Genomic DNA, 22,129 nt, shown 5'->3' on the forward strand with positions numbered 1-22,129 from the left:
CCCTTAGGCCCCCAGGGCGAAGGCCCCGGGTGTCGCGCCGAACTGCCGGCGAAAGGCGGCGATAAAGGCCGATGGCGAGTTGTAGCCGCAATCCAGCGCCACCTCGGTCACCGCGGCGCCCTGCTCCAGGCGCTCCAGGGCACTGATCAGCCGCAACCGCTGCCGCCAGGTTCTGAAGGTCAGCTCGGTATCCCGCAGAAAGGCCCGACTCAGGGTCTTTTCCGAGGCGCCCAGCACCCCGGACCACTGCGCCAGGGTACGATCGTCCGACGGATTGGCCGCCAGGGCCTCGCACAGCAGGCGCAGCCGGCCATCCTGGGGCGCCGGCAGCGATAGCCCCACCTCGGGCGCCGCCTGCAACTGATCCAGCATCACCGACACCAGCCTGCCCTCGGTACCGTCCTCGTCATACTCCCGGGCGAAGCCACTGAAGGTCTTGATCAGCTCACGGATCAACGGACTCACCGCCACCACCCGACAGCGCTCACCGACATAGGGCGCCGCCTCGGCACTGACATAGAGACTGCGCATCTCCGCCTTGGGCGAGGAACGCACCTGATGCTCGACATCGGCGGCGATCCACACCGCCCGCTGCGGTGGCGCCACATAACTGCCCTCGGCGGTGGTCACCGTGAGCACGCCCTTGATGGCATAGGACAGCTGCCCCCAGGGATGTCGGTGCCAGGGTGTCCAGGCCGGTTGCGCCAGGGATTCGACCCGGGCATAGAGGCGCCGTGGCAGGTTGGCGAGTTCGGGAACGGGACGTTCGACCGCAGAATGTCCGTTTGACGACATCATTGGGGCTTTTCGCGTTAGTCGGCTAGGTCAGGAGACGATAGCCTTGGGGCTATTCGCAGACAACCCGAGAGAGACCATGGCTCGTCCCCGCCTGATGCCCGATAACTTCACCCTAATGCTGGTCGCCACGGTGATTCTCGCCAGCGTGCTGCCCTGCCGGGGCCTCGCCGCCCAGATCGCCAACGTGGTGACCAACATCGCCATCGGCCTGCTGTTCTTCCTGCATGGCGCCAAGCTGTCGCGCCAGGCACTGGTGGCCGGCATCACCCATTGGCGGCTGCACCTGCTGGTGTTCGCCTTCACCTTCATCAGCTTTCCGCTGCTGGGCTGGGCGCTGCAGCCGCTGCTGGCGCCGCTGGTGACGCCCGAGCTCTATCTGGGCGTGCTGTTCATGTGCGCCCTGCCCGCCACGGTGCAGTCCTCCATCGCCTTCGTTTCCATGGCCCGCGGCAATGTCTCGGCGGCGGTCTGCAGCGCGTCGTTGTCCAGCCTGCTCGGTATCTTCCTCACGCCGCTGCTGGTCCGGCTGCTGCTTGACGCCCATGGCGGCTCGGATGGCCAGAGCACCCTGGATGCCATCGTCAAGATCTGCGTCCAGCTGCTGCTGCCCTTCGTCGCCGGCCAGCTGCTGCGCCCGGTGATCGGCCACTGGGTGGACCGCCACAAGGGCAAGCTCAAGTTCGTCGACCAGGGCTCCATCCTGCTGGTGGTCTATACCGCCTTCAGCGCGGCCGTAATCGAAGGCCTGTGGCGGGAGACCCCGATCCTGTCGCTGGTAGGCCTGGTGTTCATCTGCGCCACCCTGCTGACCCTGGTGCTGCTCGCCACCCGCTACAGCGCGCGGCTGCTGGGCATGAGCAAGGAAGACGAAATCACCGTGGTCTTCTGCGGTTCCAAGAAGAGCCTGGCCACGGGGGTGCCCATGGCCAAGGTGCTGTTCGCCGGCAGCACCATGGGGCCGGTGCTGCTGCCGATCATGCTGTTCCACCAGATCCAGCTGATGGTCTGCGCGGTGCTGGCCCAGCGCTACGCCAAGCGTGAGGCGGTAGCGCCTGTCACGCCCGTGGTAGCGCCGCTACCCAAGTGATGCGCGCGGCGGCGAGGCGCCCGATCAGCGCGCCTCGTCCTCGCGAACCGGTTTGCGCATGGTGACCCACTCTTCCGCGGCGGTGGGATGGATGCCCAGGGTGTCGTCGAAGCAGGCCTTGGTCGCCCCCGCCTTGAGGGCGATGGCCAGGCACTGGATCTGCTCGCCGGCGTCCGGCCCCACCATGTGGCAACCCAGCACCTGGTCGCTGTCGGCATCCACCACCAGCTTCATCAGGGTGCGCTCCTGCACCTCGGTCAAGCTCAGCTTGGTCGGCCGGAAGCTGCTCTGGAAGATCTTCAGCCGGTGGCCACGCTCGCGCGCCTCCTCCTCGCTCAGGCCGATGCTGGCCAGGTTGGGCAGGCTGAAGACCGCGCTGGCGATCAGGTCGTAGTTCAGCGGGCGATAGCTGTCGGGGCTGAACAGGTGTCGCGCCAGGGTCATGCCCTCGGCCAGCGCCACCGGAGTCAGTTGCACCCGACCGATGACATCGCCGATGGCGTAGATCGATGGCTCCGTGGTTTGGAAGGTCTCGCCGACCTCGATGAAGCCGCGCTCGTCCAGGGTGACGCCGGTGTTTTCCAGGCCCAGGTCATCCAGCATCGGCCGACGGCCAGTGGCATAGAAGACGCAATCGGCTTCCAGGAGGCGCCCGTCCTTCAGCGTCACCTGCAGGCTGCCATCGGCGGCCTTGTCGATCCGCGCCACGTCGGCGTTGAACTGCAGATCATGGCCACGTTTGAGCATCTCGTCGCGCAGGTGCTCGCGCACGCCCTGGTCGAAGCCGCGCAGGAACAGTTCGCGGCGATACAGCAGGGTGGTCTTGGTGCCCAGGCCCTGGAAGATCGAGGCGAATTCCACGGCGATGTAGCCACCGCCTACCACCACCACCCGCTTGGGCAGCTCCGGCAGGTAGAAGGCTTCGTTGGAGGTGAGGGCATGCTCGCGACCGGGGAAATCCGGCACGTCCGGCCAGCCACCGGTGGCGATGAGGATGCGCTCGCAGCGATAACGCCGGCCTTCCACCTCGACGGTGTGGGGATCGAGGATGCGGGCATGGGCCTCCAGCAGGGTCACTCCGCTGTTGACCAGCAGGGCGCGGTAGATGCCGTTCAACCGGCGGATCTCGTGATCCTTGCTGGCAACCAGGGTATTCCAGTCGAAGGCCGGGACTTCGGCGTCCCAGCCATAGCCCCGGGCCTGACGGAATTCATCGCGAAAGGAAGCGCCGTAGATGAAGTATTTCTTGGGCATACAGCCCACGTTCACACAGGTCCCGCCGAGGTAACGGCTTTCCGCTACCGCCACCCGGGCCCCGAAGTCGGCGGCGAAACGCGCCGCGCGCACTCCGCCCGAACCGGCGCCGATCACGAACAGGTCGAAATCATAGGTCGTCATGGAGCTCTCTCTCTGCTGCTGCTGACGCCAGCATAACGCAAGGCCACCCCGGGCAGCGGCACGGCTGGCCGACCGCCAGAAACGACGAGGCCACCCGCAGGTGGCCTCGTCCATCGCACAGGGCGTCTTACAGCGCCTTGTACAGATTCTCGAAGCAGAAGTTGGTGGCTTCCACGAAGCCTTCCGCGCTACCGCAATCGAAACGCTGGCCCTTGAATTTGTAGGCCAGTACGCAACCGTCCTGGGCTTGCTTCATCAGGGCGTCGGTGATCTGGATCTCGCCACCCTTGCCCGGCTCGGTCTGTTCAATCAGGTCGAAGATGTCCGGGGTCAGGATGTAACGGCCGATGATCGCCAGGTTGGACGGCGCATCTTCCGGCTTGGGCTTCTCGACCATGTTGTTCACCCGGTAGATGTCGTCACGGATCATCTCGCCGGCGATCACACCGTACTTGTTGGTCTCGTTGGCCGGGACTTCCTGGATGGCCACGATGGAGCAGCGGAACTGGTTGTACAGCTTGACCATCTGCTTGAGGACGCTGTCGCCTTCCAGGTTCAGGCAGAGGTCGTCCGCCAGGACCACAGCGAAAGGCTCGTCACCGATCAGCGGGCGGCCGGTCAGGATGGCATGACCCAGGCCCTTCATTTCCACCTGACGGGTGTAGGAGAAGGTGCAGTTGTCGATCAGCTTGCGAATGCCGACCAGGTACTTTTCCTTGTCGGTGTTCTTGATCTGGCTTTCCAGCTCGTAGCTGATGTCGAAATGGTCTTCCAGCGAGCGCTTGCCACGACCGGTGACGATCCCGATCTGATGCAGGCCCGCCTCCAGAGCTTCCTCCACGGCGTACTGCACCAGCGGCTTGTTCACAATGGGCAGCATTTCCTTGGGCATGGCTTTGGTCGCAGGGAGAAAACGAGTGCCATAGCCGGCTGCCGGAAACAGACATTTGGTGATCATGGGAGTCCTTTGATCTGTACGTGAAGGCAAAACGAACGGCGGTCTATCCAGCCGCTTGTCGCATACAATGCCCGAAGCGCGCGGCGCTGGAAATAGCCAGGCATGGGCGCTCTGTGGACGTGCGGATACGACTCCAGGATTGCCTTCCGGTTCTGCGCAAAGCTGCAAAGAACTGCTATCGTCCAAAGTTTGGAACCAGCGTCACGACTCCGCGGATAGATCTCGACATGAAGAAATGGATGCTCCCGTTGCTGTGTGTTTCCCTCGCCGGCTGCTCCCTGGGCGGTCATCACGAGGTAGCGGAAACGCGGCCGCTCAGCGCGGAACAGACCACCCTGCTGCGCCAGAACGACCTGTTGCAGGCCAAACTGCTGGTATTGGGTGGCAGCGAAGAACAGCTCAAGCTCGCGGATGCCCTGCTCTTGCGCAACGGCGGGACCAGTGCCGATGGCGAGGTGGAGTTCTATCGCGCGGTGATCGCCATCAAGCAGGGCCCGCAGACCGATGATGTCCTGGAATTGCTGAACGCCTCTGCCGATCATCGTTATCCGCTGGCCTATGCCCTGCTCTATCGCCTGTACACCGATCCCTTCCTGGTTCCTGAAGCGGATCCCATCCAGGCGCAGACCTACAAGAGCGCCTATGGCGAGCTGGCGGTGGCCAAGAGTGGCTATCCGTCCTTCGACAAGGCTGTGGAAGTCACCCGTCAGCTGGCACCCTGAGCCGCCTCTCTAGCCGGCCGCTTTGCGGCCGTTCACAGTCTGGCACTGGCGAATGAGCAGCCGTTGACCTTTCCTTCATGTGAATGATGTCAATGGGCCGCACGACGGTAGCATCGAGCCTCTACCGTCCGCCGCCCAGAGCCATTCTCATGTCCTCGCTTGGCAAGCTGTCACCCGATATCGTTGCCGCCCGCACCGTGACGCAGCGGCTCGTCCTGCTGCTGATCGGGTTCTTCGCGCTGGCCATCCTGCTGACGCGGCTGCCGACCTTCATCAACGCCGCCAGTGGCGAGACCTGGCAGATCCGTGGCGGCCAGATTCCGCTGATGCAGTATCCCTCGATGCCAGAGCGCAGCGTGGTCGCCAATCGCCAACTGCTCGCCATGCTCGAACCGGGGGACCGCATCCTGGTCCTGGAAAGCGCGCCCTTCCGCCCCTGGAAGAAGGTCATGCTGATCGGCGAAGACAGTCGCATCGGCTGGATTCGCGTCACTCCGGCGCTGGGCGCGATCCGCCTGGAATGACGCCAGTCCCGGAGCGTGACGACAGCAACCGCAGGACCCGGGTGTCATGCCAGTGATACCAGCGTTCATGGCCCAACCGTTGCGCCTGGCGATGCTCCGGATGGCCACCCCAGGCCGCGACCGCGGCCTGGTCGGTCCAATAGGACAGGGTGATGCCCAGGCCATCGGCGCCGCGTACCGATTCCACCCAGAGAAAGCCCGGTTGCGCCTGCGCCAGCTCCAGCATGCGCGCCGCCATGCGCTCATAGGCCGGATCGTCGTCTGCCCGTTGCGAGACGAAGGCGATCACCACGCAATCGGGCGGTAGGTCCGGCCGGCTCATGGTTGCCGTCTCCGCGCTGCGACCACGGCCTCCAGCCAGGCGCGCACCGCGGCGGGCACCCGGCCGGTCAGCGCTTCACGCTCGGGCTGATAGAGGGTGCCGAAGTGACAGGGCTGGGTAGCCAGCTCGAAGGCCACGGGCACCTCTTCCTCGTCCCAGGCCAGTACTCGCCAGCCGGCGGCGAGCAAGGCCGGCAGGTACTCGGGATTCACGCCGAAGCGACAGTGATAGCTGGCCTGCGCCCGCAGACCGCCCTCGCCCTCCGCCAGGCGCGAACCGGGCTCCAGACGGAGCTCATTGTGATACTCGATGCGGGCACAGCTCAGGGGCGCCAGCAGCGCTCGCGACGTCAGCGGATCCTCCTCGGCGTGGGTCGCGTCCGTCCATCCCAACACGGCATGAGCGTACTCCAGCAGGGCGTACTGCAGCCCGCCACAGGTACCGAGAAAGGGAATCCGCCGTTCACGGGCCGTGCGGATGCTCGCCAGCACCCCGTCTCGATTGCGATAGGGACTACCCGGCACGCACCAGAGGCCATCGCACTCAGCCAGGGCGCCATCGGCCGCCACACTCGGCAGCCAGCGTGATCGCAACGTGATGCCCAATGCCCTGGCGGTCAGCGCCAGGGCCTGGGGGATGGCCTGATGAGCCACGATGGAAGCGTCCTGGTCACCCAGGAGCACGATTTCGTACGACGTCATGACGGATACCTGCAGGCGTAGGAGGTCCGACCGACTCTAGGGCGTCGAGGCCGCAGTTTTAATAGGCGTCACGGACAGCAGGCCTTGCGCCACTGCCCTGTTGGTCACCGTCCAGTCAGGCGAGCCAAAAAAAGCGCCCGGTACCGCTGCTGTACCGGGCGCCGGATACCACGCGATCAGGGCGCCGGATTGGGCTGGTCGACGTGGATGGCTTCGATGGCGGCCAGGGTGTCCTGGTCCAGTACCAATTCGCTGCTCGCCAGGTTGCTTTCCAGCTGAACGAGCGAGGTGGCGCCGATGATGTTGCTGGTCACGAAGGGCCGGCTGGTGACGAAGGCCAGAGCCATCTGCGCCGGATCCAGACCGCGTTCCCGTGCCAGCTCGACATAGGCCTGGGCAGCCCTTTGCGCCTGGGGATTACTGTAGCGCTGGAAGCGTTCGAACAGGGTCAGCCGCGCCCCTTCCGGGCGCGCGCCCTGCAGGTACTTGCCCGCCAGCACGCCGAAGGCCAGCGGCGAATAGGCCAGCAGGCCCACCTGCTCGCGGATGGCCTGCTCGGCCAGGCCCACCTCGAAGCTGCGATTGAGCAGGTTGTAGGGATTCTGGATGGAGACCACCCGCGGCCAACCCCGGGTCTCGCTCAGGTGCAGGAATTGCTGGACGCCCCAGGGCGTCTCGTTGGACAGCCCCACATGGCGGACCTTGCCCGCGCGCACCAGGCCGTCGAGGGCCTCCAGGGTCTCTTCGAGGGGCGTGAAGGCCGCCTCGCTGTGCTCGTAGCCCAGCTGACCGAAGTAGTTGGTGCGGCGATCCGGCCAGTGCAGCTGGTAGAGATCCAGATAGTCGGTGTTAAGCCGCTGGAGACTGGCCTCCAACGCCGCGGTGAGATTGGCCTTGGTAAAGGCCAGACCGCCCTCGCGGATATAGTCCATGTCGCGCCCCGGACCGGCCGCCTTGCTGGCTAGTACCCAGTCGGCGCGATCGCCATGCCGGCGGAAATAGTTGCCGATGATGGTCTCGGTGCGGGTATAGGTCTCGCCACGTGGCGGCACCGGATACATCTCCGCCGTGTCGATGAAGTTGACCCCAGCGGCCTTGGCGGCACGCAGCTGTTCGAAGGCCTCGGCCTCGGTGTTCTGCTCACCCCAGGTCATGGTGCCCAGCGCGATGGCGCTAACCTTGAGATCGGTACGACCCAGCGATCGAAAGTGCATCAGGAAGCTCTCTGTCGGTGTGGAAGTCGTACAAGTTAGCAGGAGGCTGCCCGCTCTGCCCATCGCGCTGATGAGCCTTTCGATCGGGCTCCGACCACCGCACCCTCGCCAGGCGCGCCGCGAATCCGTAGAATGCCGCCCCGCCTCAGCGCCCTGGGTTCCCTCACCCCAGGTAACCAAAAAAGGACTGCCCATGTCTGCCTTGCTTGCCACCCCGCAGCGTGCCCTCGTGGCCGCGCTCGTCGCCTTCCATATCCTCATCATCATCGCCAGCAACTACCTGGTGCAGTTGCCATTGCAGCTGTTCGGCTGGCACACCACCTGGGGCGCCTTCAGCTTTCCCTTCATCTTTCTCGCCACCGACCTCACCGTCCGGGTGATGGGCAAGGCGCCGGCCCGCCAGGTCATCGCCCGGGTCATGCTCCCAGCCCTGGTGGTTTCCTACGCGGTCTCGGTGCTGTTCCAGGACGGCAGCTTCCAGGGCTGGGCGGCGCTGGCCGCGCTCAACGTCTTCGTCCTGCGCATCTCCCTGGCGAGCTTCTGCGCCTATGTGCTCGGCCAGCTGCTCGACATCCAGGTGTTCGACCGGCTGCGGCGTTCGCGCCACTGGTGGCTGGCGCCCACGGTCTCCACGCTGTTCGGCAACGCCCTCGATACCCTGGCCTTCTTTTCCATCGCCTTCTGGCACAGCGACAATCCCTTCATGGCCAGCCACTGGCCGGAGATCGCCCTGGTCGACTACGGCGTCAAGCTGACGGTCAGCCTGCTGCTCTTCGTACCCCTCTACGGCGTGCTGCTGCGCTCGTTGGTGCCCCAGGCCTGGGCGCGTCGTCCGGACCTCGCCTGAGGCCAGGATTGCTGGCGGGCGGGGCTTGGCCCTAGAGTGATGCCCTCTTCACTGCCCAGGGTCCCGCCATGCTCGCCACTGCCCTCGCCCGATTTCCGCGCCTGACGCTGCAACCCTCGGCGACCCCGCTGGAGGTCCTGCCGCGGCTCTCGGCGGAGCTGGGCCGACCGGTCTACTGCAAGCGCGACGACACCACTAGCCTGGCCCTGGGCGGCAACAAGGTGCGCAAGCTGGAATACCTGGTCGCCGAGGCGCTGGCCGCCGGCGCCGACACCCTGGTGACCGCCGGGGCCATCCAGTCCAATCATGTCCGTCAGACCGCCGCCGTCGCCGCGCAACAGGGCCTGGCCTGCGTCGCCCTGCTGGAAAATCCCATCGCCACCGCGGATCACGGCTATCTGCACGGCGGCAATCGCCTGCTGCTGGAACTGTTCGGTGCCGAGATCAAGTCGGTCGCCGCACTCGACGACCCGGTCCGCCAGCTGGAGGCCGAAGCCGCGCGCCTGCGCCAGCAAGGACGCAAGCCCTGGGTGATCCCCATTGGCGGCTCCAGCGCCCTGGGCGCCCTCGGCTATGTGCGTGCGGGTCTGGAACTGGACGCTCAGTTGGACGCCCTGGACCTGCAACCCGCGGCCATCATCCTGGCCTCCGGCAGTGCCGGCACCCAGGCCGGCCTGGATCTGGCCTTGCACCATTTGCGCCCCGACCTGCCGGTGATCGGCGTCACCGTCTCCCGTACCCAGGCCGACCAGTTGCCCAAGGTCACCCAGCTGCGCCAGCAATTGGCCGAGCTGCTGGGCGTCGCGCTGTCCCAGGATCCGCCGCAACTGCGCGACGGCTACTTCGGCCCCCGCTATGGCGAACCCAATGCCGGCACCCTGGCGGCCATCCGCCGGCTGGGCCGGCTGGAAGGCCTGGTGCTCGACCCGGTCTACACTGGCAAGGCCATGGCGGGCCTGCTGGACCTGGTGGCGAGCGGCGCCCTGCCACCCGGCCCGCTGGTCTTCCTGCACACCGGCGGCGCGCCGGGCACCTTCGCCTATGGCGACTGGTTGGCGTGATCGGCTAGCCAACGAACTGGACGATGGCATAACGTCAGCAGTTCTCGGACTTGGGATGTCAGATCAGACACCCCCATAGTGGCGCACCCTCACAACCTCAAGGATTTCCTTCATGCGCAAGCCTCTCCCCCAGCGTCTGCTCCGTAGCGCCGCCCTGCTGTTGGCCCTGGGCCTGGCCCACCAGGCCACCGCCCAGGCCGAAGACCTCCTGCAGACCGTCAAGCAGCGCGGCGAACTCGTCGTCGGCCTGGAAGGCACCTACCCACCCTTCAGCTTCCAGAACGAACAGGGCCAACTGACCGGGTTCGAAGTGGACTTCGCCAAGGCCCTGGCCAAGGAGCTGGGCGTCGATGCCAAGATTCAGCCCGGCAAGTGGGATGGCCTGCTGGCCGCCCTGGAATCCCGTCGCCTGGACGTGGTGATCAACCAGGTCACCATTAGCGACGAGCGCAAGAAGAAATACGATTTCTCCACCCCCTACACCGTCTCCGGCATCCAGGCCCTGGTGCGCAAGGACGACGTCGACAGCATCAAGACCGCCGCCGATCTCGCCGGCAAGAAGGTCGGTGTCGGCCTGGGAACCAACTACGAGCAGTGGCTGCGCCAGAACGTACCCAAGGCGGACGTGCGCACCTACGAAGACGATCCCACCAAGTACCAGGACCTGCGCGTCGGCCGCATCGACGCCATCCTCGTCGACCGCCTCGCCGCCCTAGAATTGCTGTCCAAGACCAAGGATCGTCTGGCCCTGGCCGGCGAACCTTTCAGCCGCCAGGAGTCGGGCATCGCCGAACGCAAGGGTGATCCGGAATTCCATGCCGCGGTCGACCAGGCCATCGCCAAGCTGCGCGCCGACGGCACCCTGGCCAAGATCTCCGAGAAGTGGTTCAAGGCCGACGTCACCCAATGAGCGACACGCTACAGCTCCTGCTCGATTCGCTGCCCTTCCTCCTGAAGGGCGCGATCTGGACCGTGGTCCTCAGCCTCGGCGGCATGTTCTTCGGCCTGCTGCTGGGCTTCGGCCTGGCCCTGTTGCGTCGCTCCCAGAGTCTGCCGCTACGCAGCCTGGCGCGGCTGTACATCTCGTTCTTCCGGGGTACGCCGCTGCTGGTGCAGCTGTTCGTCATCTACTACGGCCTGCCCGAGCTGGGTCTGCAGCTCGATCCGCTGCCGGCGGCGCTGATCGGCTTCTCGCTGAACATGGCCGCCTACACCGCGGAAATCATCCGCTCGGCCATCGGCGCCATCGACCGCGGCCAGTGGGAAGCCGCCGCCAGCATCGGCATGACGCCATTGCAGACCCTGAGGCGCGCCATCCTGCCCCAGGCCCTGCGCATCGCCCTGCCGCCACTGGGCAACAGCTTCATCTCGCTGGTGAAGGACACCTCGCTGGCCGCCACCATCCAGGTGCCGGAGCTGTTCCGCCAGGCCCAGCTGATCACTGCCCGCACCTTCGAGATCTTCAGTCTCTACCTGGCCGCGGCGCTGCTCTACTGGGTGCTGGCCAGCTTGTTGTCCACCTTGCAGAATCGCCTGGAACGGCACTACGGGCGTCACATCAACGAGCGAGGCCCGTCATGATCGAGGTGCAGGGGCTGTCCAAGTCCTTTCAACAGCAGACCGTGCTCCAGGCCATCGACCTCCAGGTGGCTCAAGGCGAGGTGGTGGCCATCATCGGTCCCAGCGGCTCGGGGAAGACCACCCTGCTGCGTTGCCTGAATCTGCTGGAGACCCCGGAAGCCGGCAGCATCCGCCTGGGGGACCTGCGCATCGATGCCAACCGGCCGCTCAAGGCCCAGCAGGGCAGCATTCGCACGTTGCGCCAGCGCATGGGCTTCGTCTTCCAGAACTTCAATCTGTTTCCCCATCGCACCGCGCTGGAGAACGTGATCGAGGGTCCCCTCATCGTCCAGGGCGAGCCGCGCGATACCGCCCTCGTCCGCGGTCGCGAGCTGCTGGCCAAGGTCGGGTTGGCCGACAAGGTCGACAGCTATCCAGGGCAGCTATCGGGTGGCCAGCAGCAGCGGGTCGCCATCGCCCGGGCGCTGGCCATGCGCCCCCAGGCCATCCTCTTCGACGAACCCACCTCGGCGCTGGATCCCGAACGGGTCGGCGAGGTGCTGGAAACGATCCGTGGGCTGGCCCAGGAGGATCGCACCCTGCTCATCGTCACCCACGAGATGGCTTTCGCCCGCGACGTCGCCCACCGGGTGCTGTTCATGGACGGTGGACGCATCGTCGAGCAGGGCCCGGCGGCCGAGTTGTTCAATCACCCACGCGAGGAACGAACCCGGCGCTTTCTCGCCAAGTTCGCTCGTGACAACGCCGCCGACTACTCCTGAGCCAGACCGGCGCAGCCCTGCAGGCTGGCCTGGCTGACATTGCTGTTGGCCGGCACGCCATGGGTCAGCCAGACGTTGCCGCCGATGGTCGAGCCCTGGCCTATGGTGATGCGCCCGAGGATGGTCGCTCCGGCATAGATCACCACGTCGTCCTCGACGATGGGGTGGCGCGGGTGGCCCTTCTTGAGATTGCCCTCGGCATCGGCTGGGAAGCGCTTGGCGCCCAGGGTCACCGCCTGGTAGATGCGCACCCGGTCGCCGATGATGCAGGTCTCGCCGATCACCACGCCCGTGCCATGGTCGATGAAGAAGCCTTCGCCGATCTGGGCGCCCGGATGGATATCGATCCCGGTCGCCGAATGCGCCCGCTCACTGACCATCCGCGCCAGCAACGGCAAACCGCTGCGATAGAAGTGATGGGCGATGCGGTGATGGATCATCGCATGGATGCCCGGATAGCAGAGCAGCACCTCGTCCACGCTGCGCGCCGCGGGATCGCCCTGGTAGGCGGCGATCACGTCGGTATCCAGCAGACGGCGCAGGTCCGGCAATGCCAGGGCGAAGGCCTGCACCAGCCGGCGCGCCTCGTCGGCGCGATTGACGCCATTCTCGCCACGCTGCTTGGCGAAATAGTCCAGCTCCAGCTTCGCCTGGATCATCAACGCATTGAGCGCGCGCTCCAGCTCGAAGCCGACATAGAAGTCCTCGCTTTCCTGGCGCAACTGATCCGGACCGAGGCGCAGCGGAAAGAGCGCACCGCTCAGGGATTCGATCACGCTGGCCATGACGCTGCGCGACGGCAATTCGCGGCCGCTGAATTCGCGGAAGCGTCCATGGGTCTCGCGCCATTGGCTGCGCGCCTCATGCAGTTCACCGACGATCCGTCCTAGTTGCCAGTCATTGCCGCCCGTGGATTGCCCGTTAAGTTCGCTCATAAGTCATCTATCCAGTTGCCAGGCTGACGAGGATAAAGTATCCGCTGATCCCTGACAGCCCACGTCGCGCCAGGCGCGCTAAGCTGTCGCCCTTTGTTCATCAAGGAACGCCGCCCATGATCGCCTCCCCGCTGGTCACCGCCACCTGGCTGCAGGAGCAACTCGGTCGCCCGGATCTGCTGATCCTCGATGCCAGTCTCTACCTGCCCAACGAACCCCAGATCGCCGACGAGACCTATCGACAGCAGCACATCCCGGGTGCCCTGCGCTTCGATATCGAACACTTCTCCGATCCGGACACCCCGCTGCCGCACATGGTCCCCAGCGCGGGCCGTTTCGCCCGCCTCGCGGGCGAATTGGGCGTCACCCCCGAGACGACCCTGGTGGTCTACGACCAGAAGGGCCTTTTCTCTGCTGCCCGGGCCTGGTGGCTGTTCCGCCTGTTCGGCCACGACCAGGTGATGGTGCTCGATGGCGGCCTGCCACTCTGGCGGGAACAGGGCCTGCCGCTGGAGGCCGGTGAAAACCAGCCCAGCCCGCAGCCGCCCTACCCGGTCATCTTCAACAATCGCCTGCTGTGTGGCCTGGGCGATGTGCAGACCGCGCTCAGCCTGGGCCAGACCCAGGTCCTCGATGCCCGCGGCGCCAAGCGCTTCATTGGCGAAACTCCCGAACCACGCCCAGGCGTGGCCTCTGGTCATATGCCCGGCAGCCAGAATCTGCCCTACGACAGCCTGCTGACCGCGGCCGGTACCCTGCTGCCACCCCAGGAGCTGCGCCAGCGCTTCCAGGCACTGGGTATAGATGGCCTGCATCCGGTGATCACCAGCTGCGGCAGTGGCGTCACCGCCGCGGTACTGCTGCTCGCCCTCAGCGTCGCCGGCCTGCCGGATGGTCGACTCTACGACGGCTCTTGGAGCGAATGGGGTCAGCATCCTGCTACGACTAAGGCGCTGGGCCCGGCCTGAGGCAGGCTAAGTCACTGATTTGCCTCAATACCTGTAGTATCCGATAGAGACGCCCAATCGTTGGCATCGCCTTTAACAATGAGGTGAATCGTCAAAATGCGATTAGTATGCGTCCTATCGATTTCAACCCTGACTTAAACCCATCAAGGAGTCATCAATGTCCCTGATCAACACCGAAGTGAAGCCTTTCACCGCGACCGCCTACCACAACGGCAAATTCGTCCAGGTGACCGAGGCCGATCTGAAGGGCAAGTGGTCCGCCATCGTCTTCTACCCGGCCGACTTCACCTTCGTGTGCCCTACCGAACTGGAAGACCTTGCTGACCTGTACCCCGAGTTCCAGAAGCTGGGCGTCGAGATCTACGGCGTGTCCTGCGACACCCATTTCGCGCACAAGGCCTGGCACGACACCTCGGAAGCCATCAAGAAGGTCAACTACCCGCTGGTAGGCGATCCCACCGCTCGCCTGGCACGCAACTTCGAAGTCCTGATCGAAGAAGAAGGCCTGGCCCTGCGTGGCACCTTCCTGATCAACCCGGAAGGCCAGATCAAGCTGTGCGAAATCCACGACAACGGCATCGGCCGTGACGCCAGCGAACTGCTGCGCAAGGTCCGCGCTGCCCAGTACGTCGCCAACCACCCGGGTGAAGTCTGCCCCGCCAAGTGGAAAGAAGGCGAAGCGACCCTGACCCCTTCGCTGGACCTGGTCGGCAAGATCTAACGCCCGCCTGATCTAGCCCGAGCGCCCGGGCGCCTTGCCCGCGCGCTCTTTTTTTGCCCATTTTTTACGGAAGCCACGTCGCCATGTTGGACGCCAATCTGAAAGCCCAGCTCAAGACCTACCTCGAACGCGTCACGCGCCCCATCGAGATCGTCGCGTCCCTCGACGATGGCGCGAAGTCCCGTGAAATGCACAGCCTGCTGCAGGACATCGCCAGCCTGTCCGATCAGGTCAGCCTCAGCACCGACGGCAGCGATGCGCGTCGTCCCTCCTTCGCCCTGCTGACCCCTGGTCAGAACATCGACCTGCGCTTCGCCGGTCTGCCCATGGGCCACGAATTCACTTCCCTGGTCCTGGCCCTGCTGCAGGTGGGCGGTCATCCCTCCAAGGCCAGCCAGGACGTCATCGAGCAGGTCAAGGCCCTCGACGGCGACTACCAGTTCGAAACCTATTTCTCCCTTTCCTGCCAGAACTGCCCGGACGTGGTGCAGGCCCTGAACCTCATGGCCGTGCTCAATCCCCGGGTCAAGCACGTCGCCGTCGACGGCGCCCTGTTCCAGGACGAGGTCGAGCGTCGCCAGATCATGGCCGTGCCCAGCGTCTACCTGAACGGCGAACCCTTCGGCCAGGGCCGCATGGGCCTGGAAGAAATCGTCGCCAAGCTCGACACCGGCGCCGCTGCCCGCTCCGCCGACAAGCTCAACGCCAAGGACGCCTTCGACGTTCTGGTCATCGGTGGTGGCCCTGCCGGTGCCGCCGCAGCCGTCTACGCCGCACGCAAGGGCATTCGTACCGGCGTCGCCGCCGAGCGTTTCGGCGGTCAGGTATTGGACACTCTGGCTATCGAGAACTTCATCTCCATCAAGGAGACCGAAGGGCCGAAACTGGCCATGGCGCTGGAAGAGCACGTCAAGCAGTACGAAGTCGACATCATGAACCTGCAGCGCGCCGAGCAGCTGATCCCGGCCCACGAAGCCGGCGGCCTGCATGAGGTTCGCTTCACCGATGGCGGCTCGCTCAAGGCCAAGACGCTGATCCTCGCCACCGGTGCCCGTTGGCGCGAAATGAACGTCCCGGGTGAGCAGGAATACCGCAACCGCGGCGTGGCCTACTGCCCGCACTGCGACGGCCCCCTGTTCAAGGGCAAGCGCGTCGCCGTGATCGGTGGCGGCAACTCGGGTGTAGAGGCCGCCATCGACCTCGCCGGCATCGTCGCCCAGGTGACCCTGATCGAGTACGACGGCCAGCTGCGTGCCGACGCCGTGCTGCAGCGCAAGCTGTTCAGCCTGCCCAACGTGACCGTCATCACCAGCGCCCTCACCAGTGAAGTCAAGGGCGACGGGCAGAAGGTCAACGGCCTGGTCTACAAGGATCGCAACTCCAGCGAGTTCCATCACATCGACCTGGAAGGCGTCTTCGTGCAGATCGGCCTGGTGCCCAACACCGATTGGCTCAAGGGCACCGTCGAGCTGTCGCCGCGTGGCGAGATCGAAGTGGACGCCCGTTGCCAGACCTCGCTGCCCGGCGTCTTCGCCGCAGGCGACGTCACCACCGTGCCCTACAAGCAGATCGTCATTGCTCTGGGCGAAGGCGCCAAGGCTTCTCTGGCAGCCTTCGATCACCTGATCCGCACCAGCGTCTGATCGATATCACGCTTTCTTTCCAGCCCGGCACCTGTCGGGCTTTTTTTCGTCTGGCGCTTTTCCGGTGCGCCCTGGCATGTTTCTCGCTGCGACCTAACCAGGCGTCATAAAGATGGGCACGAACGGTCTAGGAGTTCTTCCCGGACTTTCGTTAGGATCTTAGTGCCGGGTTCCTAGACCTGGCAGCTCCAGCGGTTGAGGACCAGGCGACATATGCACAGACAGATTTCTTCCAGCACCCACGATTCCTATCCCCCCAAGCTGGCGCCCGCCACCCCGCTCACCCATCCTGAACTCGTAGCCTCTCTGGAGGCCACCCTGGCCCAACGCCAACCCGGCCCAGTGTGGCTGTTCGCCTACGGCTCGCTGATCTGGCGCCCCGAGTGCCCCGCCGTCGCCGTGCGCCGGGCTCGGGTACATGGCTATCACCGTGGCCTCTATCTCTGGTCCCAGCTACACCGCGGCACCCCCGAGCAGCCCGGCCTGGTACTGGGCCTGGATCGCGGCGGCTCCTGCTCGGGCTTCGCCTACCAGTTGCCCGATGATCAGCTGGACGATCATCTGCTGGCGCTCTGGAAACGGGAGATGCCAGATGGCTCCTACCGCCCCCGCTGGCTGCAATGTCACCTCGAAGACGGCAGCAAGGTCCAGGCGCTCGGCTTCGTGCTCAAACGCAATCTCCCCTGCTATGCCGGCAGCCTCTCCGATGACATCCTCAATCGCGTCCTGACCGAAGCCTGCGGCCATTTCGGCACCACCCTGGAGTACGTCGAGCGCACCATCACGGCGCTCAGGGCCCACGCCATGCCCGATCGCAACCTCGAAGCCTTGCTGCAGCGTTATCGCAGCGCCCCTCTGCTGGAGGCCATGCAGGGATGAAGCAGCGTCAGATCAACCCCAACAAGCTGCTGCTCAGCAAATGGACTGCCGTCCAGCCGCGGGAACGGCAAAAGCACTTCATCGTCACCCGCGTCCACACCCCGGACGTCGAGACCGACCCCATCTCGCAGATAGATATACAAGCCGTTCTCACTCGCCGCACCTGGACGCTGGACTGGCACGAGCTGCAGGATGCAGAATACTGGCTGCAAGGCTGGCAATGAAAATCCGAAAGCAGCGCCGGGATTTTGCGACTAGCATCGCGATATGACGGCACTTTTCTGCAAAGGTGAAACCCTGTAGCAGCCAATGCTGTCACAGTGCCACCTTTGAACAGGAAGCTCTTCCGGATGACCCTCTATGTCGAACTCGCCAGTGCCTTCAACACCCTGAAAGGCGGATTCGAGCCGTTGCGCTGCGTGATCTCCACGCGCGATCAGCGTGCCTACGATGTCGAGGTCTTTTCCCGCAGCGGTCAGTCGGTACTCAACCGGCCCATCGCCCGCACCGAATTGCTCGACGCCGCCATGCTCGAGGCTTTCATTCTCGACAGTCGCTCCCGCATCGAACGCGATGCGGATGAAACACCCTACTGGACGATTCCCTCCTAAACGAAAAAAGGCCACTCATGCGTGAGTGGCCTTTTTCTTTGGATGGTGCCCGAGGCCGGAATCGAACCGGCACGACCGTTAAGTCGAGGGATTTTAAGTCCCTTGTGTCTACCAGTTTCACCACTCGGGCATAGCCGGACTCAGCAATTTCCGAGTCCGCAGAACCTGATCCAGTATTCACACATCCCTGGATGATGAAAAGCCCCGTAGACCTGAGATCTACGGGGCTTTCAATAGTGGAGGCCGAGGTCGGAATCGAACCGGCGTACACGGATTTGCAATCCGCTGCATGACCACTCTGCCACCCGGCCTCAAACCTGAATGTCTTGCGACACTCATGTAAAACATGGAGCGGGAAACGAGACTCGAACTCGCGACCCCGACCTTGGCAAGGTCGTGCTCTACCAACTGAGCTATTCCCGCTTGGTGACGGGCGCCATTCTATCTGAGCCACCCTTTATGTCAAGCCATTGATTCAAAAAACTTATTTCTTTTTCTCGGCGCTCATCAGGTGCGGCCAGGCCGCCATCAGATAGGTGCACATGGACCACAGGGTCAAGGCCGCCGCGACGATGAGCAAGGCATAACCACTGATCACCCAGAAAGTCATCTGCGGCGGATTGGCCAGCAGAATGACCAGGGCCAGCATTTGCGCCGCCGTCTTCCACTTGCCCAGATTGGATACCGCGACCTGGGCACGCGCACCCAGCTCGGCCATCCACTCACGCAGTGCGGACACCACGATCTCGCGACCGACGATGATGACGGCAGGCAACGTCAGCCAGGCGTTGGCATGCTCCTGCACCAGCAGCACGAGCGCCACGGCGACGATGAGCTTGTCCGCCACCGGATCCAGGAAGGCGCCAAAGGGCGTGCTCTGCCCCAGGCGACGGGCCAGGTAGCCATCCAGCCAATCGGTCGCACAGGCGATGGCGAAGACGGCACTGGCGGTCCAGTAACTCCAATGGACTGGCAGGTAGAACAGGATGACGAAGAGCGGAATGAGGAAGACGCGCAGTACGGTAAGCAGATTTGGAATATTCATTGGCGCGGCTATTGGTGAACGTGAGGCGATTCTACTCGCTGTGCAAGGCCGCATAAATCTGCTCGGCCAGCTTTTTGCTAATGCTTGGCGCTTTGGCGATCTCCTCGATACTGGCGCGCTGCAATTCACGCAGTCCGCCGAAGTGCTTCAAGAGCTCCTGGCGGCGCTTGGGTCCGATGCCGGCGACCTCCTCCAACGAGGACGTCCTGCGTGCCTTGCCGCGACGTGCGCGGTGTCCGGTGATCGCGAAACGGTGCGCCTCATCGCGAATCTGCTGAATGAGATGCAGCGCAGGGGAATGAGCCGGCAGGGTGAATTCATTGGAAGGGTCGTCCAGGTACAGCACTTCGAGCCCCGGCTTGCGGGTAACGCCCTTGGCGACCCCCAGCAGAACCAGGTCCGGTACAGCGAGCTCCCTGAGCACCTCGCGGGCCATGGCCAACTGGCCCTTGCCGCCATCCACCAGCAGGATGTCGGGCAACTTGCCCTCACCGGCCTTCAGCCGACTGAAGCGCCGCGTCAGCGCCTGATGCATGGCCGCATAGTCGTCACCGGCCGTCACACCTTCGATGTTGTAGCGACGATAGTCCGACTTGAGCGGCCCTTCCGGTCCGAAGACCACGCAGGACGCCACCGTCGCTTCGCCGCTGGAATGACTGATGTCGAAACACTCCAGCCGTTGCGGAGGTTCTGGCAGATCCAGTGCCTGCACCAGGGCATCGAAACGCACCCCCATGTGCTGACGATTGGCGAGACGCGTATTCAAGGCCTGCTCCGCATTGGTCACCGCCAACTGCTGCCAGCGTGCCCGGGTACCCCGGACGCGATGGGCAATGACCAATTGGCGCTTGTGAACCTCGGCAAAGGCGTCGATCAGGGTGGCGAAGTCCTCATGGACGGAGTTCACGATGATCTCGTCCGGCAGGTCCCGCTCCAGGTAGGCGAGGTAGTACTGTTCCAGGAAGGCGGCCAGCACTTCGCTGGAGTCTTCCTCGATCCCCACCTCCGGAAAGAAATTCTTGCTACCTAGTACTCGCCCGCCGCGAACACTGACCAGATGCACACAGGCCCCCCCCGGGTTGACCAGGGCGGCTATGACATCGACGTCCCCAGTCCCGCCCTCGATGCTCTGCTGATCCTGCACCCGCCTGACCAAGGCCACCTGATCACGCAACTCCGCTGCTCGCTCGAACTGCAGATTGATCGAGGCGGTTTCCATCTTGGCTTGCAGCTCTTCGGCCAGGGCATTGCTGCGGCCTTCGAGAAACATGGCCGAATGGCGAACGTCCTCGCCATACTCCTGCTCGCTGACCAGCGCGACACAGGGGCCCTTGCATCTCTTGATCTGATACTGCAGGCAGGGACGCGTCCGATTGCGGAAGTAGTTATCGTCGCACTGCCGTACCTGAAAGGCTTTCTGCAGCAGATTGAGGCTTTCGCGAATGGCACCGGCGCTGGGATAGGGTCCGAAATAACGCCCCTTCCCTCTCTTCTCGCCACGATGAATGGTCAGCCGAGGATACTGATCCTCGGTGGAGAGATAGACATAGGGGTAGGACTTATCATCCCTCAACAGGATGTTGTAGGGCGGGCGCCACTGCTTGATGAGGTTTTGTTCCAGCAGGAGCGCTTCGGTCTCGTTGCCGGTGATGGTGATCTCGATCTGGGCGATCTTGGACACCATGGACGCCGTTTTCGGCGCTAAACCAGTCTTCCTGAAGTAGCTCGAAAGACGGTTCTTGAGGTTCTTGGCCTTGCCTACATAGAGGAGCTTACCGCCCCCATCGAACATCCGGTAGACACCCGGACGTCCACTGCAACCGGATAGAAAGGCCGCAGCATCGAAAGATTGACTCATATCAACTCGTTGCATCTACCATGCCGTGGCGAACAGCCAACATGGCCAATTCGACATCGCTGGTAATCGATAATTTCTCGAAGATCCGATAGCGGTAGGTGTTGACGGTCTTGGGCGACAGGCAGAGCTTGTCAGAGATCACCTGGACCTTCTGGCAGCCGGCAATCATCAAGGCGATCTGGATCTCGCGCTCGGACAGCTGATCGAACGGCGAGGCTTCTGCCTTGGACTGAAAAGGCTTCAGGGCGAGCTGTTGAGCGATCTGCGCACTGATGTAACGCCGCCCGGCGAAAGCTTGCTTGATGGCGGTGATCATCTCTTCGATATCCGCCCCCTTGGTCAGATACCCTGCCGCGCCGGCCTGCAGCAGCCGGGTCGGGAAGGGATCTTCTTCACAGGCGGTCACGACCACCACCTTCAGATCGGAGCGACTGCGCAGCAGCTTGCGAGTGGCTTCCAGCCCACCGATACCAGGCATCCGGACATCCATCAAGACGACATCCGGCTCCAGCTCGCGAGCCAGCTTTAGCGCATTTTCGCCACTGTCGGCCTGGCCGACGACCTGAATTCCTGCCACATCCGCCAACATCCTCACGATGCCGGTACGAACAAGATCATGATCGTCGACAACCAGCACCTTGATCAAAATCGAATCCCCTTCGCTTGCGCTTTCATCGCTTGCGTCACCTAAACAACAGTCCGCGGATCCCAACGTTCAAGGGATAGGATCCTGGGCTACGCTATAAATTTGATTGGTCAGGCAAAGAAAAAAGGGGTACGACGCTGCGCACCCCTTGCCTACCGGCCTTAGGCCACTGGGCATTGTATACCGAAAAAACGCATGAGATTGAAGCAGATCCAGAATCATTACAGATTAGAGTATCGACAGTCCTACCAGTGGTACGACGAAGCCTGCCTATCGCAGCACTCTTACGATGTCTTTCATACGGCGATGCGCTCTATCTGCTTCGGCAGCGCCCTGGCAGCAGCAACGTGATCGCGGCCATAGCTAGGTGGTCTGCGGCCTGTTGGGCTTCGCTGCGCTCAGCACCAACCTACGCCGTTCCTTGCCGCGCTTCAAACACAACAGCCCGGCGTAGCCGGGCTGTTGTGGCTCTTAGGCTCTTGCGGGCTCCAGGCAGCACCCGCCCGGCAGGCAACGCTCCAAACTTCTCAGCCGCACCGCCCCCGTCCCCTCTCCCCCGGGAGAAGGCTAGGGTGAGGGCAACCTCAGCCGCAAGACTGCCCAGCTTCCGCTGGCAGAGCTATCGGCCCAAACCCCTTGGCGTCCGGCCAAACTTTTCCCGCCTCAAAGACAACACCCCCGCCAGAGTGAACTGAGCGGGGGTGCTGGGTGTTAGGCGCTTGACGATGACCTACTCTCACATGGGGAAACCCCACACTACCATCGGCGATGCATCGTTTCACTTCTGAGTTCGGGAAGGGATCAGGTGGTTCCAATGCTCTATGTTCGTCAAGCAATTCGGTTGGCTGG

24 protein-coding genes, 3 tRNA genes and 1 rRNA gene are annotated in these 22,129 nt (G+C 63.8%); 14 read left to right on the forward strand and 14 right to left on the reverse strand.

Translation table 11 applies throughout. The features are described from left to right. Positions 1-3: 3 nt before the first annotated feature. On the reverse strand, positions 4-795 hold the full coding sequence (locus BMZ43_RS19315; protein ID WP_068384204.1) for an AraC family transcriptional regulator: 792 nt from the start codon (positions 793-795) through the stop codon (positions 4-6). A 79-nt stretch (positions 796-874) separates the two neighbouring features. Between BMZ43_RS19315 and BMZ43_RS19320 the strand changes: the two genes are divergently transcribed. Beyond that, positions 875-1,885 (forward strand): bile acid:sodium symporter family protein, encoded by a 1,011-nt coding sequence (locus BMZ43_RS19320; protein WP_068384035.1) that lies wholly within the window; start codon positions 875-877, stop codon positions 1,883-1,885. Positions 1,886-1,909: 24 nt separating this feature from the next. On the opposite strand, the gene gorA is transcribed toward BMZ43_RS19320, so the two are convergent. Then, entirely contained in the window at positions 1,910-3,283 is a 1,374-nt protein-coding gene (gene gorA / locus BMZ43_RS19325) for a glutathione-disulfide reductase (protein WP_093255878.1), read from the reverse strand. 127 nt (positions 3,284-3,410) lie between these two features. Continuing rightward, positions 3,411-4,241 (reverse strand): UTP--glucose-1-phosphate uridylyltransferase GalU, encoded by an 831-nt coding sequence (gene galU, locus BMZ43_RS19330; RefSeq protein WP_007161840.1) that lies wholly within the window; start codon positions 4,239-4,241, stop codon positions 3,411-3,413. A 227-nt stretch (positions 4,242-4,468) separates the two neighbouring features. Between galU and BMZ43_RS19335 the strand changes: the two genes are divergently transcribed. After that, complete coding sequence (locus BMZ43_RS19335; protein WP_026083720.1) at positions 4,469-4,963, forward strand: hypothetical protein; 495 nt, start codon at positions 4,469-4,471, stop codon at positions 4,961-4,963. Positions 4,964-5,112: 149 nt separating this feature from the next. After that, a complete protein-coding gene (locus tag BMZ43_RS19340) occupies positions 5,113-5,487 on the forward strand; it encodes a hypothetical protein (protein WP_064308804.1) in 375 nt (124 codons plus the stop codon). On the opposite strand, the gene BMZ43_RS19345 is transcribed toward BMZ43_RS19340, so the two are convergent. The 3 genes from BMZ43_RS19345 to BMZ43_RS19355 form a co-directional block, all read right to left on the reverse strand. Next, positions 5,453-5,809: an antibiotic biosynthesis monooxygenase family protein gene (locus tag BMZ43_RS19345; RefSeq protein ID WP_093255881.1), complete on the reverse strand. Its 357-nt coding sequence runs from the start codon at positions 5,807-5,809 to the stop codon at positions 5,453-5,455. The two genes, BMZ43_RS19340 and BMZ43_RS19345, sit on opposite strands and share 35 nt — an antisense overlap. Further along, positions 5,806-6,510: a glutamine amidotransferase-related protein gene (locus BMZ43_RS19350; RefSeq protein ID WP_093255883.1), complete on the reverse strand. Its 705-nt coding sequence runs from the start codon at positions 6,508-6,510 to the stop codon at positions 5,806-5,808. The genes BMZ43_RS19345 and BMZ43_RS19350 overlap by 4 nt, the downstream gene beginning before the upstream one ends. A 176-nt stretch (positions 6,511-6,686) precedes the next feature. After that, positions 6,687-7,724 (reverse strand): NADP(H)-dependent aldo-keto reductase, encoded by a 1,038-nt coding sequence (locus BMZ43_RS19355; RefSeq protein WP_093255885.1) that lies wholly within the window; start codon positions 7,722-7,724, stop codon positions 6,687-6,689. A 193-nt stretch (positions 7,725-7,917) separates the two neighbouring features. Between BMZ43_RS19355 and BMZ43_RS19360 the strand changes: the two genes are divergently transcribed. The 5 genes from BMZ43_RS19360 (at position 7,918) to tcyN (ending at position 11,974) form a co-directional block, all read left to right on the forward strand. Further along, positions 7,918-8,571: a 7-cyano-7-deazaguanine/7-aminomethyl-7-deazaguanine transporter gene (locus tag BMZ43_RS19360; RefSeq protein WP_093255887.1), complete on the forward strand. Its 654-nt coding sequence runs from the start codon at positions 7,918-7,920 to the stop codon at positions 8,569-8,571. A 68-nt stretch (positions 8,572-8,639) separates the two neighbouring features. Next, positions 8,640-9,632 carry a D-cysteine desulfhydrase gene (locus BMZ43_RS19365; RefSeq protein ID WP_017639972.1) on the forward strand — a complete coding sequence of 331 codons (993 nt, stop codon included), beginning with the start codon at positions 8,640-8,642 and terminating at the stop codon, positions 9,630-9,632. A 112-nt stretch (positions 9,633-9,744) separates the two neighbouring features. Continuing rightward, positions 9,745-10,542, forward strand: a complete 798-nt coding sequence (gene tcyJ, locus BMZ43_RS19370) for a cystine ABC transporter substrate-binding protein (protein ID WP_017639973.1) — start codon at positions 9,745-9,747, stop codon at positions 10,540-10,542. Continuing rightward, positions 10,539-11,213 carry a cystine ABC transporter permease gene (gene tcyL, locus BMZ43_RS19375; RefSeq protein WP_064308810.1) on the forward strand — a complete coding sequence of 225 codons (675 nt, stop codon included), beginning with the start codon at positions 10,539-10,541 and terminating at the stop codon, positions 11,211-11,213. The genes tcyJ and tcyL overlap by 4 nt, the downstream gene beginning before the upstream one ends. Further along, positions 11,210-11,974, forward strand: a complete 765-nt coding sequence (gene tcyN / locus BMZ43_RS19380; protein WP_093255889.1) for an L-cystine ABC transporter ATP-binding protein TcyN — start codon at positions 11,210-11,212, stop codon at positions 11,972-11,974. Before tcyL ends, tcyN begins: the two co-directional genes overlap by 4 nt. On the opposite strand, the gene epsC is transcribed toward tcyN, so the two are convergent. Further along, positions 11,965-12,909 (reverse strand): serine O-acetyltransferase EpsC, encoded by a 945-nt coding sequence (epsC, locus tag BMZ43_RS19385; protein WP_017639976.1) that lies wholly within the window; start codon positions 12,907-12,909, stop codon positions 11,965-11,967. The genes tcyN and epsC overlap by 10 nt on opposite strands. 116 nt (positions 12,910-13,025) lie before the next feature. Here epsC and sseA point away from each other — a divergent pair, with 116 nt between their 5' ends. From sseA to BMZ43_RS19415, 6 genes are all read left to right on the forward strand, one after another. Next, entirely contained in the window at positions 13,026-13,877 is an 852-nt protein-coding gene (sseA, locus tag BMZ43_RS19390) for a 3-mercaptopyruvate sulfurtransferase (protein ID WP_068384020.1), read from the forward strand. A 157-nt stretch (positions 13,878-14,034) separates the two neighbouring features. Further along, positions 14,035-14,598, forward strand: a complete 564-nt coding sequence (gene ahpC, locus BMZ43_RS19395; protein WP_007161854.1) for an alkyl hydroperoxide reductase subunit C — start codon at positions 14,035-14,037, stop codon at positions 14,596-14,598. An 83-nt stretch (positions 14,599-14,681) separates the two neighbouring features. Then, on the forward strand, positions 14,682-16,241 hold the full coding sequence (gene ahpF / locus BMZ43_RS19400) for an alkyl hydroperoxide reductase subunit F (RefSeq protein WP_068384018.1): 1,560 nt from the start codon (positions 14,682-14,684) through the stop codon (positions 16,239-16,241). Between the two features lie 213 nt (positions 16,242-16,454). After that, positions 16,455-17,120 (forward strand): gamma-glutamylcyclotransferase, encoded by a 666-nt coding sequence (locus BMZ43_RS19405; RefSeq protein WP_017639979.1) that lies wholly within the window; start codon positions 16,455-16,457, stop codon positions 17,118-17,120. Beyond that, positions 17,117-17,344, forward strand: a complete 228-nt coding sequence (locus tag BMZ43_RS19410; protein ID WP_093255891.1) for a TIGR02450 family Trp-rich protein — start codon at positions 17,117-17,119, stop codon at positions 17,342-17,344. Before BMZ43_RS19405 ends, BMZ43_RS19410 begins: the two co-directional genes overlap by 4 nt. Before the next feature lie 126 nt (positions 17,345-17,470). Further along, a complete protein-coding gene (locus tag BMZ43_RS19415; RefSeq protein WP_007161858.1) occupies positions 17,471-17,731 on the forward strand; it encodes a hypothetical protein in 261 nt (86 codons plus the stop codon). Between the two features lie 43 nt (positions 17,732-17,774). On the opposite strand, the gene BMZ43_RS19420 is transcribed toward BMZ43_RS19415, so the two are convergent. The 7 genes from BMZ43_RS19420 to rrf form a co-directional block, all read right to left on the reverse strand. Further along, a tRNA-Leu gene (locus tag BMZ43_RS19420) sits at positions 17,775-17,861 on the reverse strand. A gap of 107 nt (positions 17,862-17,968) precedes the next feature. Next, positions 17,969-18,042 (reverse strand) — tRNA-Cys (locus BMZ43_RS19425). A 36-nt stretch (positions 18,043-18,078) separates the two neighbouring features. After that, positions 18,079-18,154: transfer RNA gene (locus BMZ43_RS19430), tRNA-Gly, on the reverse strand. A 61-nt stretch (positions 18,155-18,215) separates the two neighbouring features. After that, positions 18,216-18,776 (reverse strand): CDP-diacylglycerol--glycerol-3-phosphate 3-phosphatidyltransferase, encoded by a 561-nt coding sequence (pgsA, locus tag BMZ43_RS19435; RefSeq protein ID WP_017639981.1) that lies wholly within the window; start codon positions 18,774-18,776, stop codon positions 18,216-18,218. A gap of 31 nt (positions 18,777-18,807) precedes the next feature. Then, positions 18,808-20,634 (reverse strand): excinuclease ABC subunit UvrC, encoded by a 1,827-nt coding sequence (gene uvrC, locus BMZ43_RS19440; RefSeq protein WP_026083722.1) that lies wholly within the window; start codon positions 20,632-20,634, stop codon positions 18,808-18,810. Position 20,635: 1 nt separating this feature from the next. Further along, positions 20,636-21,280, reverse strand: coding sequence for a response regulator transcription factor GacA (gene uvrY / locus BMZ43_RS19445; RefSeq protein WP_064308816.1), 645 nt, complete (start codon positions 21,278-21,280; stop codon positions 20,636-20,638). A 717-nt stretch (positions 21,281-21,997) separates the two neighbouring features. Then, a 5S ribosomal RNA gene (gene rrf / locus BMZ43_RS19450) occupies positions 21,998-22,113 on the reverse strand. Between the last annotated feature and the right edge of the window lie 16 nt (positions 22,114-22,129).

This window comes from Pseudomonas sp. Snoq117.2 (assembly GCF_900110545.1).
GTDB classification, from domain to species: Bacteria; Pseudomonadota; Gammaproteobacteria; order Pseudomonadales; family Pseudomonadaceae; genus Chryseomonas; species Chryseomonas benzopyrenica.

Coding starts and splice junctions, on each gene's coding strand:
- BMZ43_RS19315 (WP_068384204.1), bottom strand. CDS start 795: ATGTCGTCAAACGGACATTCTGCGGTCGAACGTCCCGTTCCCGAACTC.
- BMZ43_RS19320 (WP_068384035.1), top strand. CDS start 875: ATGGCTCGTCCCCGCCTGATGCCCGATAACTTCACCCTAATGCTGGTC.
- gorA (WP_093255878.1), bottom strand. CDS start 3,283: ATGACGACCTATGATTTCGACCTGTTCGTGATCGGCGCCGGTTCGGGC.
- galU (WP_007161840.1), bottom strand. CDS start 4,241: ATGATCACCAAATGTCTGTTTCCGGCAGCCGGCTATGGCACTCGTTTT.
- BMZ43_RS19335 (WP_026083720.1), top strand. CDS start 4,469: ATGAAGAAATGGATGCTCCCGTTGCTGTGTGTTTCCCTCGCCGGCTGC.
- BMZ43_RS19340 (WP_064308804.1), top strand. CDS start 5,113: ATGTCCTCGCTTGGCAAGCTGTCACCCGATATCGTTGCCGCCCGCACC.
- BMZ43_RS19345 (WP_093255881.1), bottom strand. CDS start 5,809: ATGAGCCGGCCGGACCTACCGCCCGATTGCGTGGTGATCGCCTTCGTC.
- BMZ43_RS19350 (WP_093255883.1), bottom strand. CDS start 6,510: ATGACGTCGTACGAAATCGTGCTCCTGGGTGACCAGGACGCTTCCATC.
- BMZ43_RS19355 (WP_093255885.1), bottom strand. CDS start 7,724: ATGCACTTTCGATCGCTGGGTCGTACCGATCTCAAGGTTAGCGCCATC.
- BMZ43_RS19360 (WP_093255887.1), top strand. CDS start 7,918: ATGTCTGCCTTGCTTGCCACCCCGCAGCGTGCCCTCGTGGCCGCGCTC.
- BMZ43_RS19365 (WP_017639972.1), top strand. CDS start 8,640: ATGCTCGCCACTGCCCTCGCCCGATTTCCGCGCCTGACGCTGCAACCC.
- tcyJ (WP_017639973.1), top strand. CDS start 9,745: ATGCGCAAGCCTCTCCCCCAGCGTCTGCTCCGTAGCGCCGCCCTGCTG.
- tcyL (WP_064308810.1), top strand. CDS start 10,539: ATGAGCGACACGCTACAGCTCCTGCTCGATTCGCTGCCCTTCCTCCTG.
- tcyN (WP_093255889.1), top strand. CDS start 11,210: ATGATCGAGGTGCAGGGGCTGTCCAAGTCCTTTCAACAGCAGACCGTG.
- epsC (WP_017639976.1), bottom strand. CDS start 12,909: ATGAGCGAACTTAACGGGCAATCCACGGGCGGCAATGACTGGCAACTA.
- sseA (WP_068384020.1), top strand. CDS start 13,026: ATGATCGCCTCCCCGCTGGTCACCGCCACCTGGCTGCAGGAGCAACTC.
- ahpC (WP_007161854.1), top strand. CDS start 14,035: ATGTCCCTGATCAACACCGAAGTGAAGCCTTTCACCGCGACCGCCTAC.
- ahpF (WP_068384018.1), top strand. CDS start 14,682: ATGTTGGACGCCAATCTGAAAGCCCAGCTCAAGACCTACCTCGAACGC.
- BMZ43_RS19405 (WP_017639979.1), top strand. CDS start 16,455: ATGCACAGACAGATTTCTTCCAGCACCCACGATTCCTATCCCCCCAAG.
- BMZ43_RS19410 (WP_093255891.1), top strand. CDS start 17,117: ATGAAGCAGCGTCAGATCAACCCCAACAAGCTGCTGCTCAGCAAATGG.
- BMZ43_RS19415 (WP_007161858.1), top strand. CDS start 17,471: ATGACCCTCTATGTCGAACTCGCCAGTGCCTTCAACACCCTGAAAGGC.
- pgsA (WP_017639981.1), bottom strand. CDS start 18,776: ATGAATATTCCAAATCTGCTTACCGTACTGCGCGTCTTCCTCATTCCG.
- uvrC (WP_026083722.1), bottom strand. CDS start 20,634: ATGAGTCAATCTTTCGATGCTGCGGCCTTTCTATCCGGTTGCAGTGGA.